At 63.1% G+C, this 15,944-nt stretch carries 14 protein-coding genes and 6 tRNA genes; all 20 read left to right on the top strand.

The window, feature by feature from the left end; all coding sequences use genetic code 11:
* Positions 1–30: 30 nt before the first annotated feature.
* Complete coding sequence (locus tag AC3RCJ_RS20370; protein ID WP_492964307.1) at positions 31–294, top strand: glutaredoxin family protein; 264 nt, start codon at positions 31–33, stop codon at positions 292–294.
* 298 nt (positions 295–592) lie between these two features.
* Complete coding sequence (gene lepA, locus AC3RCJ_RS20365) at positions 593–2,383, top strand: translation elongation factor 4 (protein ID WP_492964306.1); 1,791 nt, start codon at positions 593–595, stop codon at positions 2,381–2,383.
* A gap of 3 nt (positions 2,384–2,386) precedes the next feature.
* The gene (gene lepB, locus AC3RCJ_RS20360; RefSeq protein ID WP_492964305.1) at positions 2,387–3,304 is read left to right on the top strand and encodes a signal peptidase I; all 918 of its coding nucleotides are present in this window, start codon (positions 2,387–2,389) and stop codon (positions 3,302–3,304) included.
* A 92-nt stretch (positions 3,305–3,396) separates the two neighbouring features.
* Positions 3,397–4,212 (top strand): ribonuclease III, encoded by an 816-nt coding sequence (rnc, locus tag AC3RCJ_RS20355; RefSeq protein ID WP_492964304.1) that lies wholly within the window; start codon positions 3,397–3,399, stop codon positions 4,210–4,212.
* A 1-nt stretch (position 4,213) separates the two neighbouring features.
* The gene (era, locus tag AC3RCJ_RS20350) at positions 4,214–5,116 is read left to right on the top strand and encodes a GTPase Era (RefSeq protein WP_034749612.1); all 903 of its coding nucleotides are present in this window, start codon (positions 4,214–4,216) and stop codon (positions 5,114–5,116) included.
* A 28-nt stretch (positions 5,117–5,144) separates the two neighbouring features.
* Complete coding sequence (recO, locus tag AC3RCJ_RS20345) at positions 5,145–6,008, top strand: DNA repair protein RecO (RefSeq protein ID WP_492965070.1); 864 nt, start codon at positions 5,145–5,147, stop codon at positions 6,006–6,008.
* A 32-nt stretch (positions 6,009–6,040) separates the two neighbouring features.
* A complete protein-coding gene (pdxJ, locus tag AC3RCJ_RS20340) occupies positions 6,041–6,802 on the top strand; it encodes a pyridoxine 5'-phosphate synthase (RefSeq protein ID WP_492964302.1) in 762 nt (253 codons plus the stop codon).
* 22 nt (positions 6,803–6,824) lie between these two features.
* Complete coding sequence (gene acpS, locus AC3RCJ_RS20335; protein ID WP_492964301.1) at positions 6,825–7,226, top strand: holo-ACP synthase; 402 nt, start codon at positions 6,825–6,827, stop codon at positions 7,224–7,226.
* 7 nt (positions 7,227–7,233) lie between these two features.
* A complete protein-coding gene (gene uvrC, locus AC3RCJ_RS20330; RefSeq protein WP_492964300.1) occupies positions 7,234–9,114 on the top strand; it encodes an excinuclease ABC subunit UvrC in 1,881 nt (626 codons plus the stop codon).
* 126 nt (positions 9,115–9,240) lie between these two features.
* Complete coding sequence (pgsA, locus tag AC3RCJ_RS20325) at positions 9,241–9,825, top strand: CDP-diacylglycerol--glycerol-3-phosphate 3-phosphatidyltransferase (protein ID WP_034749601.1); 585 nt, start codon at positions 9,241–9,243, stop codon at positions 9,823–9,825.
* Between the two features lie 114 nt (positions 9,826–9,939).
* A tRNA-Gly gene (locus AC3RCJ_RS20320) sits at positions 9,940–10,015 on the top strand.
* A 92-nt stretch (positions 10,016–10,107) separates the two neighbouring features.
* Positions 10,108–10,183, top strand: a tRNA-Gly gene (locus AC3RCJ_RS20315).
* Positions 10,184–10,254: 71 nt separating this feature from the next.
* A tRNA-Gly gene (locus AC3RCJ_RS20310) sits at positions 10,255–10,330 on the top strand.
* 55 nt (positions 10,331–10,385) lie between these two features.
* Positions 10,386–10,461: transfer RNA gene (locus AC3RCJ_RS20305), tRNA-Gly, on the top strand.
* An 89-nt stretch (positions 10,462–10,550) separates the two neighbouring features.
* A tRNA-Gly gene (locus tag AC3RCJ_RS20300) sits at positions 10,551–10,626 on the top strand.
* A 42-nt stretch (positions 10,627–10,668) separates the two neighbouring features.
* Positions 10,669–10,742: transfer RNA gene (locus AC3RCJ_RS20295), tRNA-Cys, on the top strand.
* Between the two features lie 501 nt (positions 10,743–11,243).
* Positions 11,244–12,869 (top strand): ShlB/FhaC/HecB family hemolysin secretion/activation protein, encoded by a 1,626-nt coding sequence (locus AC3RCJ_RS20290; RefSeq protein WP_492965067.1) that lies wholly within the window; start codon positions 11,244–11,246, stop codon positions 12,867–12,869.
* A 56-nt stretch (positions 12,870–12,925) separates the two neighbouring features.
* Positions 12,926–14,695, top strand: coding sequence for a DUF2341 domain-containing protein (locus AC3RCJ_RS20285; RefSeq protein WP_492965065.1), 1,770 nt, complete (start codon positions 12,926–12,928; stop codon positions 14,693–14,695).
* 13 nt (positions 14,696–14,708) lie between these two features.
* Positions 14,709–15,119: an ExbD/TolR family protein gene (locus AC3RCJ_RS20280; protein WP_436475989.1), complete on the top strand. Its 411-nt coding sequence runs from the start codon at positions 14,709–14,711 to the stop codon at positions 15,117–15,119.
* A 10-nt stretch (positions 15,120–15,129) separates the two neighbouring features.
* Positions 15,130–15,846, top strand: a complete 717-nt coding sequence (locus tag AC3RCJ_RS20275) for an energy transducer TonB family protein (protein WP_492965062.1) — start codon at positions 15,130–15,132, stop codon at positions 15,844–15,846.
* The last annotated feature ends 98 nt before the right edge of the window (positions 15,847–15,944 follow it).

Genomic DNA, 15,944 nt, shown 5'->3' with positions numbered 1-15,944 from the left:
CCACAGCCGGGATGCGGTATCCTGCCCGCCATGCATTTCACTCTCTATTCCCGCAGTTACTGCCATTTATGCCAGGACATGCTCGACGCCTTGCTCCTGTTGCAGCCGCTTGGCAAACCGTTTACGGTGGACGTGATCGATATCGATGCGTCGCCCGATGCGAGCTTGCTGGCCCGCTTCGACGAGCTGGTGCCGGTGCTGTTCGGCGACCTGGCCCAACCCGAGCTATGCCATTATTTTCTCGACGAAGCCGCCGTGCGGCGCCGGCTGGAATGGCAAAAACAGCAAGATTGACACTGCACCGCACCATTCCGGTGCTAAAAACAGGCAAAATTGCATCGTTGGCCCGGAGGCAGCCTCTGAAAGACGGGCTTTCCGCTCTGAAATCCGGTAAAATGGGGAGGTCGAAAAAAGCTCCTGTCCGAGGCAGCAGCTTCTGTCGCTTCAAAAGCGCTCGCTTGGGCATGCAGATGTCCTGCTCGGAGCGCTTTTTTCATCATGAGTGGGGTGCCCGGTTTTGGCCCGGCTTGGCCCGAGCATGATCCCCTTGATTCCTGTTAAGCAGTGTCGTCACTCGCACATATATTAGTTAATGAACAACATACGCAACTTCTCCATCATCGCCCATATTGACCACGGTAAATCGACCCTGGCGGACCGCATCATTCAATTGTGTGGCGGCTTGTCCGACCGCGAGATGGAGGCGCAGGTGCTCGATTCGATGGATCTGGAGCGCGAGCGCGGCATTACCATCAAGGCGCAAACGGCGGCCCTGCACTACAAGGCGCGCGACGGCCAGATCTACAACCTGAACCTGATCGATACCCCGGGGCACGTCGACTTCAGCTATGAAGTGTCGCGCTCGCTGTCCGCCTGCGAAGGCGCGCTGCTGGTCGTTGATGCATCGCAAGGCGTGGAAGCGCAAACGGTGGCCAACTGCTACACGGCGCTGGACCTGGGCGTGGAAGTGGTGCCCGTGCTGAACAAGATCGACTTGCCGAATGCGGACCCGCCAAACGCCATCGCCGAGATCGAGGATGTGATCGGCATCGATGCCACCGACGCCGTGCATTGCTCGGCCAAGACGGGTTTCGGCGTGCTCGACGTGCTCGAGCAGCTGATCGTCAAGGTGCCGCCGCCGAAGGGCGATCCCGATGCGCCGCTGCAGGCGCTGATCGTCGACTCCTGGTATGACGCCTATGTGGGCGTGGTCATGCTGGTGCGCGTGGTCAACGGTACCCTGAAACCGAAGGACAAGATCCGCCTGATGGCCACCGATTCGGTGCAGCTGGTGGAAGACATCGGCGTGTTTTCGCCCCGTTCGCAGTCGTTGCCGCAATTGTCGGCAGGCCAGGTGGGCTTCATCATCGCCGGCATCAAGGAATTGAAAGCGGCGAAAGTGGGCGATACCGTCACCCTGGTCAGCCGTCCTGCCGCCGCGCCATTGCCTGGCTTCAAGGAAGTGCAGCCGCAAGTGTTCGCCGGCCTGTTCCCCGTCGAGGCGAACCAGTACGACGCGCTGCGCGACTCGCTGGAAAAGCTGAAACTGAACGACGCGGCCCTGATGTACGAGCCGGAAGTGTCGCAGGCGCTGGGCTTCGGCTTCCGCTGCGGCTTCCTGGGCTTGCTGCACATGGAAATCGTGCAGGAACGCCTCGAGCGCGAATTCGACATGGACCTGATCACCACGGCGCCTACCGTGGTGTACGAAGTGATACAGCGCGACGGCACCATGATCAATGTCGACAATCCGTCGAAGATGCCCGATCCGTCGCGCATCGAGGAAGTGCGCGAGCCTATCGTCACGGTCAATCTGTACATGCCGCAGGAATACGTGGGCTCCGTGATCACCCTGTGTATCGGCAAGCGCGGCATCCAGATGGACATGAGCTACCACGGTCGCCAGGTCAAGCTGGTCTACGAAATGCCGATGGCCGAGATCGTGCTGGACTTCTTCGACCGCCTGAAATCGACGTCGCGCGGCTATGCCTCGATGGATTACGAGTTCAAGGAATACCGCGCGGCCGACGTGGTCAAGGTCGACATGCTGATCAACAGCGAAAAAGTCGATGCGCTGGCCATCATCGTCCACCGTTCGAACAGCCAGTACCGCGGCCGCCAGGTGGCCGCCAAGATGCGCGAACTGATCCCGCGCCAGATGTTCGACGTGGCGATTCAGGCGACCATCGGCGCCAACATCATTTCGCGCGAAAACGTGAAAGCCTTGCGCAAGAACGTGCTGGCGAAGTGCTATGGCGGCGACATCAGCCGCAAGAAAAAATTGCTGGAAAAACAAAAAGCGGGCAAGAAACGCATGAAGCAGGTGGGTTCCGTGGAGATCCCGCAAGAAGCATTCCTGGCAATTTTACAAGTGGATGGTTAATCGATGAACCTGCAAGTGATCTTAGGAAATTTCGCTTTAATCCTGTTCGTGCTGATGGTGCTGACGGGCCTGGTCTGGTGCCTGGATGTGTTCTATCTGTCCAAGCAGCGCCGCAAGGCGGCCGACCGTGCCCTGGCTGACTTCGATGCGCGCCAGTCCAAGCTGGCCGCCGAGGGCATCAAGTCCGACGCGGGCGGCAGCCGCGCCGCCATCGAGGCGGCCCTGTTGCGCCAGCCGACCTGGGTCGAGTATTCGGGCAGCTTCTTCCCCGTCATCGCGCTCGTGTTCTGCCTGCGTTCGTTTTTGTACGAGCCGTTCAAGATCCCGTCGAGCTCGATGGTGCCGACCTTGCTGGTCGGTGATTTGATCCTGGTCAACAAGTTCACCTATGGCATTCGTTTGCCCATCGTCAACAAGCGCATCATCGAAGTCAACGATCCGCAGCGCGGCGACGTGATGGTCTTCAAGTATCCGAAAGATATGTCGCAAGACTACATCAAGCGCGTGATCGGCGTGCCCGGTGATAAAATCAGCTATGAAAACAAGCGCCTCACGGTCAACGGCAAGGAAGTGGCCTACACGCCGCTGGACGACTACCTGGACGATGAAAGCACCATCTACCACAAGCAGCTGGAAGAAAACCTGACGGGCGTGAGCCACCGCATCCTCAATGACGATCCGGCGCCGACCCTGAACTTGCGCGAAGTCAAGGATTTCCCGCACAAGGATGCCTGCGACTACAACGAAGACGGTTTCACTTGCGTGGTACCGGCAGGCAACTACTTCATGATGGGCGACAACCGCGACAATAGCGCGGACAGCCGCTACTGGGGCTTCGTGCCGAACGAGAACATCGTCGGCAAGGCTTTCCTGGTGTGGATGAACTTCAGCAATCCGAAAAGAGTGGGCGGCATACACTAAGCCGGCCTGGTCTGTAATGGACCGCCCCTGGCTGCCGCGCCGATTCCCCGCGCGGCGGCCAGCCGAATCAATCAGATGATACAGAAACAACAATGAATCTTCAGCTATTGCAAACCCGTCTAGGCTATACGTTCCAGGATGCTGGCCTGTTGCAGCAAGCCTTGACGCACCGTAGCCACAGCAGTTTGCATAACGAGCGGCTGGAATTCCTCGGCGACTCCATCCTCAACTGCGTGGTCGCGTCCATCCTGTACGAGCGTTTCAAGAGCATCGACGAGGGCGATTTGTCGCGCCTGCGCGCCAACCTGGTCAAGCAGCAGTCGCTGTACGAGATCGCGCAAAAGCTGGAATTGTCGCAATTTTTGCGCCTGGGCGAAGGCGAGCTGAAATCGGGTGGCTTCCGCCGTCCATCCATCCTCGCCGACACCCTGGAAGCCTTGCTGGGCGCCATTTTTCTCGACACGGGTTTCGACGCGGCCAGCACGGTGATCCGCGCCTTCTACATTCCCATCCTCGACTCGGTCGATCCGCAAACCCTGGGCAAGGATGCCAAGACCCTGCTGCAGGAGTTTTTGCAAAGCAAGAAAATTTCGCTGCCACAGTACAATGTGGTGGCCACCCACGGCGCCGCCCACAGCCAGGAATTCGAGATCGAATGCCTGGTGCCGAAATTGAACATCCAGGTCTACGGCCGTGGCGGAAGCCGCCGCGCCGGTGAGCAAGCCGCCGCCAAACTGGCGCTGGACGTGGCCGAGCAGGCACTGTTGAAGTCGCCTGCCGCCAGCCGCAAGCCCAAACCGCGCGCCGCCCAGCTCAAGCTGGCCGGCATTGCCACCATCCAGAGCGACGACGCGCAAGCCCCCGCGGCCCCGGCGATCGCCGCTCACACTACACAGAATCGACACTAGCATGACAGCCACCAAAATGCCCGACAACTTCCGCTGTGGCTATATCGCCATCGTGGGCCGCCCCAACGTGGGCAAATCGACCCTGATGAACGTGCTGATCGGCGCGAAGGTCAGCATCACTTCGCGCAAGGCGCAAACCACGCGCCACCGTATCACGGGCATCCAGACGGTGCCGGACGCGCAATTCATCTACGTCGACACGCCGGGCTTCCAGACGCGCCATTCGAACGCGCTGAACAAGACGCTCAACAAGACGGTGACGAACACCCTGATTTCCTCGGACGTGATTTTGTACGTGATCGAGGCGGGCACCTTCGGCCCGGCCGACCAGCAAGTGATGGACCTGCTGCCGAAGGAAGTGCCGTGCATCCTCGTCATCAACAAGTCCGACCGCGTCAAGGACAAGGCTGTGTTGCTGCCGTTTGCGCAAAAGATCGCCGCCATGCGCGACTTCGCCGCCATCGTGCCCGTCTCCGCCAAGCTGCACTTCCAGCTGGAAGGCTTGCAGAACGAGATCAAGCGTTTCTTGCCGGAAAACCAGCCCATCTTTGGCCCGGACGACATCACGGACCGCAGCGAGAAATTCCTCGCCTCGGAAATCGTGCGCGAAAAACTGTTCCGCTTTGTCGGCGACGAACTGCCGTACACGAGCACCGTGCTGATCGAGAAATTCGAGCAGGAAGGCGATCTGCGGCGCGTCTTCGCCGCCATCCTGGTCGAGCGCGATACGCATAAATCCATGATCATCGGCAACAAGGGCGCGCGCCTGAAGGAAGTCTCCACCCAGGCCCGCCTGGATATGGAAAAGCTGTTCGGCGGCCCCGTGTACCTGGAAATCTGGGTCAAGGTCAAGTCGGGCTGGGCCGACAACGAGGCGGGCTTGCGCGCCTACGGCTACGAGTAATCCGCAACCCGGGGGCGACGCCACACGCATGAGCACCACCACGCCAGCGCAGCACGATCCTGCGCCAGCTTCATCTGCTGCATCCGCACCCGTCCCCGCGCCGGCGGCCATCGCGCCGCCGGCCGCACCTTCCGCAGCGCCCGCGTCCGCCGCACCCCGGCGCAGCCGTCCGCCCGCGCGCGACGGCCGCATCACGGGCCAGCCGGCTTTCGTGCTGCACAGCTATCCACATAAAGAAACCAGCCTCATCGTCGACGTGTTTACGCGCGAATACGGCCGCATCGCGCTCGTCGCCAAGGGCGCCAAGCGGCCCCATTCGCAGTTGCGCGGCGTGCTGCAGACGTTCCAGCCGCTGCAGGCGGGCTGGACGGGCAAATCCGAGCTGCGCATCCTCACCGGTGCCGAATGGGTGGGCGGCATGTTGCCGCTGGAAAAGACCGCCCTGCTGTGCGGCTTTTACCTGAACGAATTGCTGGTGAAACTGCTGGCGCGCGACGATCCGCATCCCGTCCTGTTCGACCACTACGTTGCCACCTTGAATCAACTGGCGCACAATGAGCCGCCGCCCATCGTGCTGCGCAAATTCGAGCGCGCGCTGCTCAAGGAAACGGGCGTGGCGGCCGACCTGACGCGCTGCACGGGCACGCGCCAAGCCGTCGAAGCGGGGCAGGTGTACGTGGTCGATCCGGAACGGGGACCGCGCCCGGCGCGCGCCGCCGATGCCTGGCCGAAGATCACGGGCAAGACCCTGCTCGACATGGAGCGCGAAGATTATTGTGACGTGGCCACGCAGGCGCAAAGCAAGCTGCTGATGCGCTTTTTGCTGGCCCATCAACTGGGGGGCGCCACCTTGAACACGCGCCAGATACTGATCGACTTAATGCAGCTGTAATCGAGATTTCAGCACTTTACGGATACCACCTTATGAGCTTTTTGCAGCCTTCCGGCCCCGTCATCGACCTGGGCGTCAATATCGACCACGTGGCCACCCTGCGCAATGCGCGCGGCACCGCCTATCCGGACCCGCTGCGCGCGGCCATCCTGGCCGAACAGGCGGGCGCCGACGCCATCACCCTGCATTTGCGCGAAGACCGCCGCCACATCAAGGATGCGGACGTGATCGCCATCGCGCCGCAACTGATGACGCGCATGAACCTGGAAGCGGCCGTGACGCAGGAAATGCTCGACTTCGCCTGCCGCATCCGCCCGGCCGACGTCTGCCTGGTGCCGGAAAAACGCACGGAAGTGACGACCGAGGGCGGCCTGGACGTGGTGCGCTACTTCAAGGAAGTGCAGGCGGCCGTTAAACAATTGCAGGGCGAGGGCATCCGCGTGAGCCTGTTCATCGATGCGGACGAGCAACAGATCGCCGCCGCCGCCGAGCTCGGTGCGCCCGTGATCGAGCTGCACACGGGCCGCTATGCCGATACGGCAGGCGCGGAGCAGCTGGCGGAGCTGGCGCGCATCAAGGCGGGCGTGCTGTTCGGCGTGGGGCGCGGCTTGAAGGTCAATGCGGGCCACGGCTTGCATTACACCAATGTGCAGGCGATCGCCGCCATTCCGGAAATTTCCGAATTGAACATCGGCCACGCCATCGTCGCCCATGCCGTGTTTGTCGGCTGGGAAAACGCCGTGCGCGAAATGAAGGCCATCATGGTGGCCACGCGCCTCGGTCACCGGGCTTGATCATGGACAGCAAGGAGGCTGCATGATCTACGGCATCGGCACCGATATCTGCAAGATTCCGCGCATCGAGGCGGCCCTGGCGCGTCATGGCGAGCGTTTCGCCAAAAAGATACTGGGGCCGCAGGAGCTGGAGAAATTCCGCGCCCGCAGCGCCAAGAACGCCGTGCGCGGCGTGCGCTTCCTGGCCACCCGTTTTGCGGCCAAGGAGGCGTTTTCCAAGGCCATCGGCCTGGGCTTGCGCATGCCGATGACCTGGCCCGCCGCGCAGATGCTGAACCACCGCAGCGGCAAGCCGATGATCGTCTGCAGCGGCGTGCTGGCGGACTTCATGGAAAAAAACCGGCTGAGCGCGCAAGTGACGATCAGCGATGAAGAAGAGTATGCGGTCGCGTTCGTGATCGTGGAGCAAGCAGCGCAAGAATGAGCCAGCAATGACCGAAGCAAGCCCAGAACCTTCCTTGGCGGAAACGCTACCCGACCCGCGCGCGCAGGTGCTGGCCACCGTTGCCAAGCTGCCGAATTTGCCCGGCGTGTACCGCTATTTCGACGCCGCCGACAAGGTGTTGTACGTCGGCAAGGCGCGCGACCTGAAAAAGCGCGTGTCCAGCTATTTCCAGAAAAACCTGGCCAGCCCCCGCATCGCCATGATGGTCGAGCGCATTGCGCGCCTGGAAACGACCGTCACGCACAGCGAGGCGGAAGCGCTGATCCTGGAAAACAACCTGATCAAGGCGCTGCAGCCGCGCTACAACATCCTGTTCCGCGATGATAAATCGTATCCGTATCTGAAGATCACGAATGGCGACGCGCCGCGCATGGTGTATTACCGGGGTGCGGTGGACAAGAAAAACCAGTATTTCGGGCCGTTCCCCAGTTCCTGGGCCGTCAAGGAATCGATGCAGATCCTGCAAAAGGTGTTTTTGATCCGCACCTGCGAGGACAGCGTGTACGCCAACCGCACGCGGCCCTGCCTGCTGCACCAGATCGGCCGCTGCAGCGCGCCGTGCGTGGGCCTGATCAGCAAGGAAGACTATAAAAACGACGTGGAAAACGCGGCGCGCTTCCTGCGCGGGCGCCAGAGCGAAGTGATGGCCGACCTGGAAAAGAAGATGCACGCATTTGCCGCCGAGCTGAAATTCGAGCAGGCCGTGGTGGTGCGCAACCAGATCGCCTCGCTGTCGCGCGTGCTGCACCAGCAGAGCATGGAAACGACGGGCGACGCCGACGTCGATATCATCGCCGTGCTGGTGCAGGGCGGGCGCGCCTGCGTCAACCTGGCCATGGTGCGGGGCGGGCGCCACCTGGGCGACCGCGCGTATTTCCCCAGCCAGCTCAGCGACGCGGCGGCGATTGCCGAAGAGCCGATCGAGGTGGAAGTGCTGGCCGCCTTCCTGGCCCAGCACTACACGGAAAAATTCATACCCGGCACCCTGATCCTGAACATCGAATTCGACCAGCCGGCCCTGATGGTGGCGCTGATGGAGCAGTGCGGCCACCGCATCAACCTGATCTTCCAGCCGCAGGGACAGCGCCGCCAGTGGCTTGAGATGGCGCAAAAGGGCGCCGAGATTTCGCTGGCCCGATTGTTGTCCGAGCAGGGCTCGCAGCAGTCGCGCACGCGGGCGCTGGCCGAGGCCCTGCGCCTGGAAACGGAAGACCTCGACAGCCTGCGCGTCGAGTGTTTCGACATCAGCCACACGCAGGGCGAGGCGACGCAGGCCTCGTGCGTCGTATTCCACCACCACGCCATGCAGAACGGCGAATACCGGCGCTATAACATCAACGATATCACGCCCGGCGACGATTACGCGGCCATGCGCCAGGTCTTGATGCGCCGTTATGAAAAGGTGGCCAATGGCGACGGCGTGATGCCCGACGTGGTACTGATCGACGGTGGCAAGGGCCAGATCGAAATGGCGCGCCAGGTGTTTGCCGAGCTGGGACTCGATATCAGCCTGATCGTCGGCGTGGCCAAGGGGGAAGGGCGCAGGGTGGGCCTGGAAACGCTGCTGTTCGTCGACGGCCGTCCGGCGCAGGAGCTGGGCAAGGAATCGGCGGCCCTGATGCTGATCGCGCAGATCCGCGACGAGGCGCACCGCTTTGCGATTACCGGCATGCGCGCCAAGCGGGCCAAGACGCGCCAGACGTCGCGCCTGGAAGAGATCGAAGGAATCGGCGCCAAGCGCCGCCAGAAACTGCTGTCGCGCTTTGGCGGCTTGCGCGGCGTGGTCGACGCCAGCGTCGAGGACCTGATGTCGGTGGAGGGGATTTCCACGCAACTGGCGGAAGAGATTTACAAGCAGTTGCATTGATGAATGCAGGCCTGGTCCGGCGCCGCCGCAACCGGACTAGGCTAATACCCCGGGGCCATGTAGACTAGTGGCGCTTTCTTCACGCTTTCTTCATGTTCAATTTACCCGTCGGCCGATTGCTTTCCTATGCCTTTTAATATTCCCATCCTTCTGACCTGGCTGCGCGTGGCCCTGATCCCGCTTGTCGTCGGCGTGTTTTACCTGCCGCCGTCGATGCTGCTGCACGGCGACCAGAACCTGGTTGCCACCCTGGTCTTCATTGTTGCCGCCGTGACCGACTGGTTCGACGGCTTCCTCGCGCGGCGCTGGAACCAGACCTCGGCCTTTGGCGCCTTCCTCGACCCCGTGGCCGACAAGCTGATGGTGGCGGGCGCCTTGCTGGTGCTGGTGCAGCTGGACCGTGTCAATGCCGTGCTGGCCTTCATCATCATCGGCCGCGAAATCACCATTTCCGCCTTGCGCGAATGGATGGCGCAAATCGGCGCGTCGAAATCGGTGGCCGTCAGCTCGATCGGCAAGATCAAGACGGCCGCGCAGATGACGGCCATTCCCTTGCTGCTGTACCACGAAGTGATCTTCGGCGCGATCGACACCCATGTGTGGGGCGAGAAGCTGCTGTGGATCGCTTGCGTGCTGACGGTGTGGTCGATGTTCTATTACTTGCGCCTGGCATGGCCGCTGATCAAGGAAAAGGCCGGCAATCTCCATTAATTGCTCAGGGATTGGGCAACCGGCGGCTTTATGCGGAATATTTTGCAAAAGACCAGATATTGCCCGTTGACAGCCCCTGTAATCCCTCTATAATGCTGGCCTGTTGTTGATGACGCGGGAGTAGCTCAGTTGGTAGAGCGCAACCTTGCCAAGGTTGAGGTCGAGAGTTCGAGACTCTTCTCCCGCTCCAGTTTTCTGGATCGTGTCATAGGTAAAAACAGCAAATGCAGTCAAAAGTAGTACTGGCGATGTAGTAGAGCTTCTGATACAATGTTGTCCACTGCGGGAGTAGCTCAGTTGGTAGAGCGCAACCTTGCCAAGGTTGAGGTCGAGAGTTCGAGACTCTTCTCCCGCTCCAGTGAACACTGGATCAGCAGTAAAGCAGCACTGGTAAACGGTAGTAAAAAGCAGTAAAATAGCGGTTCGTATGCGGGAGTAGCTCAGTTGGTAGAGCGCAACCTTGCCAAGGTTGAGGTCGAGAGTTCGAGACTCTTCTCCCGCTCCAGCGAACGCTGGTGCAGTACAGCAAGATGGCAGTAGCAGAAAATAGAAGCTCCAATGCGGGAGTAGCTCAGTTGGTAGAGCGCAACCTTGCCAAGGTTGAGGTCGAGAGTTCGAGACTCTTCTCCCGCTCCAGAATTCTAAAGGGAAGCTCAGCTGGCTTCCTTTTTTTATCCGCCGCAACGCAGTCATGCGGCGTGATCAGGCGGTAAACAAGCTCCAATGCGGGAGTAGCTCAGTTGGTAGAGCGCAACCTTGCCAAGGTTGAGGTCGAGAGTTCGAGACTCTTCTCCCGCTCCAGTTTTCAAGGTGGGCCGCAAGGCGCATCCAAGCAGTTCCTCTGGCGAGGTAGCAAAGAGGTTATGCAGCGGCCTGCAAAGCCGTTTAGACGGGTTCGATTCCCGTCCTCGCCTCCAGATGAAAAAAATAGCCCACTTTCGAGTGGGCTATTTTTTTGCCTGTACGCCAGCTCGTTCTTCATGCCGCCGCCAGGCCCACGGCTTGCCGGCCGCCGTCAATATGCTGAAGCGGCCAAGCAACCCGGATGCGCCAAAGCGCGCCGGCACCATTGCGCCATTCTGGCGGTCGCCTGGGGGCACCCATCAAATGCCGTGCATCCTGCGCGCCAGTATTCCCTCCATATCGAAGCAAGACCCGATCAGTTCAGCATTGGGCAGTCCTGTCGTCCCTCGTCGATGAACAGCACATGGCGGCACGCGGGCCCGGTGTCGCGTCTCGGCTTGCTTGAGCGCTGGCGCCGGAGATTTATGAACATTTGATGACATATGACAGGCGGAACCCGCCTCGACCGTCTAGGTAGGGCAATGCGGCAACAGACAGCCGTTGCGAGATACGCCGGCCCAGCGCCGCACGACAGGGCAACCGTTTGAATTTGAGGTGAATGGAATATGCGTGAGATGAAGAAACGAGGGAACGGCGCGCCGCAGGCGCCCGCGACCGCCTTGAGCCTGCTGTGCCTGGCCATGCTGGCGCTGCCCGGCATGGCGCGCGCGCAGGACGCGCTGCCGGCGGCCGCTGCCGTGGCCGCGCCGGAACGGCAAGTCGCCATCGAGGAATACCTGGTGCGCGGCAATACCGTGCTCGACGCGCGCACCATCGAAGAGGCCGTCTCGCCCTTCCTGGGACCGGGCCGCACCCTGAAGGACGTCGAAGGGGCGCGCGACGCCCTCGTTGCGGCCTATCAAGCCCGGGGCTACCAGTCCGTCTACGTCGACTTGCCCGAGCAGCAGGTGGAGCAGGGCGTGGTGGTGCTGCAGGTGAGCGAAACCAAGGTGGGCCGCCTGCGCGTGGTCGGCGCGCAATACAACTCGCCGCTCGACGTGCGCCGCCAGGTGCCGGCCCTGACGGAGGGCACGGTGCCCGACTTTACCCAGGCGCAAGTCGAACTGACGGCGCTGAACCGCGGTCCCAAGCGCCAGGTCATGCCGCTGGTCAAGCAGGGCAGCCTGCCCGGCACCATGGACGTGGACTTGAAAGTGGACGACAGCAGCCCCTGGCGCGCCAGCGTGGGCCTGAACAACGATTACAGCGCCGACACCAAGAAGTTGCGCAGCAGTATGTCGCTCGGCCACGACAACCTGTGGCAGCTCGGGCACAGCGCCACCCTCAGCTTCTTCGGCACGCCGGGCGACCTGAACCAGACCCGCGTGTGGTCCGCCTCGTACGTGGCGCCGATCGGCACGCAGGGCTGGAGCGTGGAAGCGAACGGCTATAAATCGAACAGCAACGTCGCCAGCACGGGCGGCACCAGCGTGCTGGGCAAGGGCCATGCGCTGGGCATGAAGCTCAATTACACGGTGCCCAACAGCGGCATCTGGTGGCACAGCTTTTCCGCCGGCATCGACTTCAAGGATAACCAGGAAGCGCTCAAGCTCAATGGCACGGGCAGCACTATTCCGCTCAAGTACGTGCCCCTGAGCGTGTCGTACAACGGCTTTGCGCAGACGGAGGCGGCGACCTACGGCCTGGGCCTGTCGCTGGTGGCCGGCACGCGCGCCTCGTTCGGCTACGGCAGCAACAGCGCCGCCTACGATGACAAGCGCTACAAGGCCTCGCCCAGCTTCCTGGTGCTCAAGGGCGACGCCAACGCCACGTATACGCTGGGCAGCGGCGCGCAGCTGCATGGGCGCATGTCGGGCCAGCTGGCCGACGCGGCGCTGGTGTCGGGCGAGCAGATGGCCGCCGGCGGCGCCAACTCCGTGCGCGGCTACCTGTCGGCCGAGGCCACGGGCGACTACGGCGTGTCGGGCAGCGTCGAATGGCGCACGCCGCAGCTGACGTATTTCAGCCGCCTGGAAAACTGGCGCCTGTATGCGTTTGCCGATGGCGCGCGCCTGCGCCTGCGCGATCCGATGATCGAGCAGAAAGACCTGTTCGGCCTGGCCTCGGTGGGCGTGGGCAGCAGCTTCCAGTTCCTGCGCTACCTGAGTGGCCGCGTCGATGTGTCGTATCCGCTGCGCGAGGGCCCGCGCACGCACAAACACGTGCGCCGCATCAATTTCAACCTGTCGGCCAGCTACTGACGGGCCAGCTCACCAGCACCGCACTTTTCTAGACTTTAATTCGGAGAATCACTGTCATGCAACGTTTATTATTCCTGCTCACGATCCTGGGCACGCTCGTTCCCGGCCTGGCGCATGCCTGGTGGCAGCCCGACTGGGCCTACCGCAAGCCCGTCACCGTCGATGCCGGCCCGAAGGCCGGCGCCGTGGGCGGCGATCCCGGCCGCATTCCCGTCCTGCTGCGCTTGCATTCGGGTAATTTCAACTTCGAGGGCGTCAGCGACAGCGGCGCCGATTTGCGCTTCGTGGCCGGCGACGACAAGACCGTCCTGAACCACCAGATCGAGCAGTTCAACCCGCTCTTGGGCATCGCCCTGATCTGGGTCGACGTGCCCGCCCTGACGGCCGGCAAGCCGCAGCAGCTGTGGATGTACTACGGCAACCCGAAGGCGCCCGCTTCCGGCAACGGCCAGCGCACCTTCGATCCCGACTACAGCCTGGTGTACCACTTCAGCGAACCGGGCGTGCCGTCGCGCGACAGCACCGCCTATGGCAACCACGCCCAGACGGCCGTGCCGGCACTCGACGGTTCCGTCATCGGCGCCGGCGCCCGCCTGGGCACGGCACCTTTGACGCTGCCGGCCTCGCCATCGCTGGCCCTGGCCGCCGGCGCGCCGTTCACCTTCTCGGCCTGGGTACGCCCGGACAGCCTGGGCGCGCAGCAAGTGCTGTATGCGCGCCGCGACGGCGCCAGTGAATTGCTGATCGGCGTGGACCAGGGCGTGCCCTTCGTGCAGGTGAATGGCCAGCGCAGCAAGCCGGGCCAGCCGATCCAGGCCGCGCAATGGTCGCACCTGGCCGTCAAGGCCGACAAGGCCAACGTGGCCCTGTACGTGGGCGGCCGTCCGGCCGTCTCGCTGGCCACCGCCCTGCCGGCGTTCGCCACGGCCGCCTCGGTGGGCGCCGACGTCAACACCGCCGCCGGCCTGGCCGCCTTCACGGGCGCCATCGACGAGCTGCGCCTGTCGCGCACGGCCCGTCCCGACGCGCTGCTGCTGGCCGACGCCGTCTCGCAAGGCTCCGAATCGCGCCTGGCCGTGTTTGGCGCCGACGAACAGCAGGCCGGCAAGAGCCACTTCGGCTTCATCATCGCCGCCATGCCGCTCGACGCCTGGATCGTCGTCGGCGTGCTGGGCCTGATGATGGTCTTGTCGTGGATCATCATGATCGGCAAGGGCCGCAGCTATGGCGCCATCGCGCGCGCCAATGCGCAATTCATGCAGTCGTTCCACGAAGCGGCCGGCGCGCCGCTCGACCACCTGGCGCGCAACGGCAAGCTGAGCACCGCCGTGAAGACGGATTCCTCGCTGTGGCGTTTGTATGACGTGGCCATCGACGAGATGCGCCGCCGCCACGACCGCGGCTACGACCTGAACGCCGTCTCGAACGCCACCATCGGCGCCATCCGCGCCGCCATGGATGGCGTGATGGTGCGCGAAAGCGAGCGCATGTCGAAACGCATGATCTGGCTCTCGACCACCATCGAAGGCGCGCCGTATGTCGGCCTGTTCGGCACCGTGATCGGCATCATGCTGGTGTTCGTCGTGGCGGCCATGGCCGGCGCCGTGGACATCAACTCGGTGGCGCCGGGCATGGCGGCGGCGCTGCTGTGTACGGCTGCCGGCCTGGGCGTGGCGATTCCCGCGCTGTTCGGCTACAACTGGCTGTCGTCGCGTTCGGACGCCATCGTCGCCGACATGGCCGTCTTCGTCGACGAATTTGCCACGCGCCTGGCCGAAGAGCAGGGCGACGGACGGCAGATGCGTCCCGTGCTGCAGCAGGCGTGAGGGGCGCATAACCATGGCCACCTCCGCCAAGTTTACCCCCCGCAAGCGTAGCGGCGGCATCAACATCACGCCCTTCGTCGACGTGCTGCTGGTGGTGCTGGTGATCTTCATTCTGACCAGCAACGCCAGCATTCCCGGCATCAAGGTCGACCTGCCCAAGGCCAGCTCGGCCATGGCGCTGGAAAAACCGAAGACCAAGGCCATCACCATCGACAACGGCGGCCAGGTCTTCCTCGACGCCTATCCCGTCACCCTGCCCGAGCTGGAAGAGCGCTTGCGCACGGAAAAGGCGCTGACGCCCGACTTTCCCGTGATCGTGCGTGGCGATGCTGCCGTGCAATACGCGAAAGTGGTCGAAGTGCTCGACCTGCTGCGCCGCATCGACCTGAACCAGGTGGGCCTGGTGACCGGCAAGCCGGCATGAGGAGCGCAAGGTGAAGCGTGACGAGATGATGAAGATGGCGGCGCCGGCACCGTCGGGCGCCGCGCAGTGGTGGCGCCGCTGGGGCGGCGTGGCCGGCGGCGCGCTGCTGGCCGCTGGTCTGGCCGCGCTGCTCTGGTACTTGCTGTCCGATACGGCGGCCACCAGGCGCGAAGTGGCGGCCACGCCGATGCTGATGCTGCCGCCCCCGCCGCCGCCGCCGCCGGAACCGGAAAAATTGCCGGAACCGACGCCCGACAAGGTGGTGCCGGAAGTGTCGGAGCCGGAACCGACGCCGGCCGACAAGCCGATGGACGATGCGCCGGAAAGCCCGTCGCCGGACAAGGGCGACCCCGTCACCATCGACGGCGCGGCGCAGGCCGGCAGCGACGCGTTCGGCATCCAGGCCGGGCGCGGCGGCGGCATGAGCGGCAGCGGCGGTGGCGGCGGCCTCGGCGCCGGCTCGTACGGCCGCTATGTCGCCAACGCCCTGCAGATGGCGTTTGCGCGCGACCCGCGCACGCGCCAGCTGGCGTTCGCCGACATCCGCGTCGACCTGTGGCTCGATGCGGACGGCAGGACGACGAAGGTGCAGCTGGTGCAGGGCACGGGCAATGCGCAGACGGATGAGCAGGTGCTGGCCATGGTGCGCGATTTCCGCGCCGACGAGCGGCCGCCGGCGTCCCTGCGTTTCCCGGCCCGTGTGTCGATCAAAGGCCGCCGGCCATGAACACCGGACCAAACCTGCTGCGCGTTGTGATGTGCGGCCTGCGATGCTCACTGCCGCTCGCGACGGTGTTGTCAGGCGTTCTTTACGACATTCATATT

It is taken from the genome of Janthinobacterium sp. GW822-FHT07H11, assembly GCF_058798615.1.
The sequence above is the reverse complement of the archived record's forward strand: the minus strand, read 5'-3'. Positions and strand labels throughout refer to the sequence as shown.

Bases quoted from the DNA above. Each gene is read 5' to 3' on its own strand.
- pgsA (WP_034749601.1), top strand. From the start codon at position 9,241: ATGCCTTTTAATATTCCCATCCTTCTGACCTGGCTGCGCGTGGCCCTG.
- AC3RCJ_RS20280 (WP_436475989.1), top strand. From the start codon at position 14,709: ATGGCCACCTCCGCCAAGTTTACCCCCCGCAAGCGTAGCGGCGGCATC.
- AC3RCJ_RS20290 (WP_492965067.1), top strand. From the start codon at position 11,244: ATGAAGAAACGAGGGAACGGCGCGCCGCAGGCGCCCGCGACCGCCTTG.
- lepB (WP_492964305.1), top strand. From the start codon at position 2,387: ATGAACCTGCAAGTGATCTTAGGAAATTTCGCTTTAATCCTGTTCGTG.
- pdxJ (WP_492964302.1), top strand. From the start codon at position 6,041: ATGAGCTTTTTGCAGCCTTCCGGCCCCGTCATCGACCTGGGCGTCAAT.
- recO (WP_492965070.1), top strand. From the start codon at position 5,145: ATGAGCACCACCACGCCAGCGCAGCACGATCCTGCGCCAGCTTCATCT.
- lepA (WP_492964306.1), top strand. From the start codon at position 593: ATGAACAACATACGCAACTTCTCCATCATCGCCCATATTGACCACGGT.
- era (WP_034749612.1), top strand. From the start codon at position 4,214: ATGACAGCCACCAAAATGCCCGACAACTTCCGCTGTGGCTATATCGCC.
- AC3RCJ_RS20285 (WP_492965065.1), top strand. From the start codon at position 12,926: ATGCAACGTTTATTATTCCTGCTCACGATCCTGGGCACGCTCGTTCCC.
- rnc (WP_492964304.1), top strand. From the start codon at position 3,397: ATGAATCTTCAGCTATTGCAAACCCGTCTAGGCTATACGTTCCAGGAT.
- acpS (WP_492964301.1), top strand. From the start codon at position 6,825: ATGATCTACGGCATCGGCACCGATATCTGCAAGATTCCGCGCATCGAG.
- AC3RCJ_RS20370 (WP_492964307.1), top strand. From the start codon at position 31: ATGCATTTCACTCTCTATTCCCGCAGTTACTGCCATTTATGCCAGGAC.
- uvrC (WP_492964300.1), top strand. From the start codon at position 7,234: ATGACCGAAGCAAGCCCAGAACCTTCCTTGGCGGAAACGCTACCCGAC.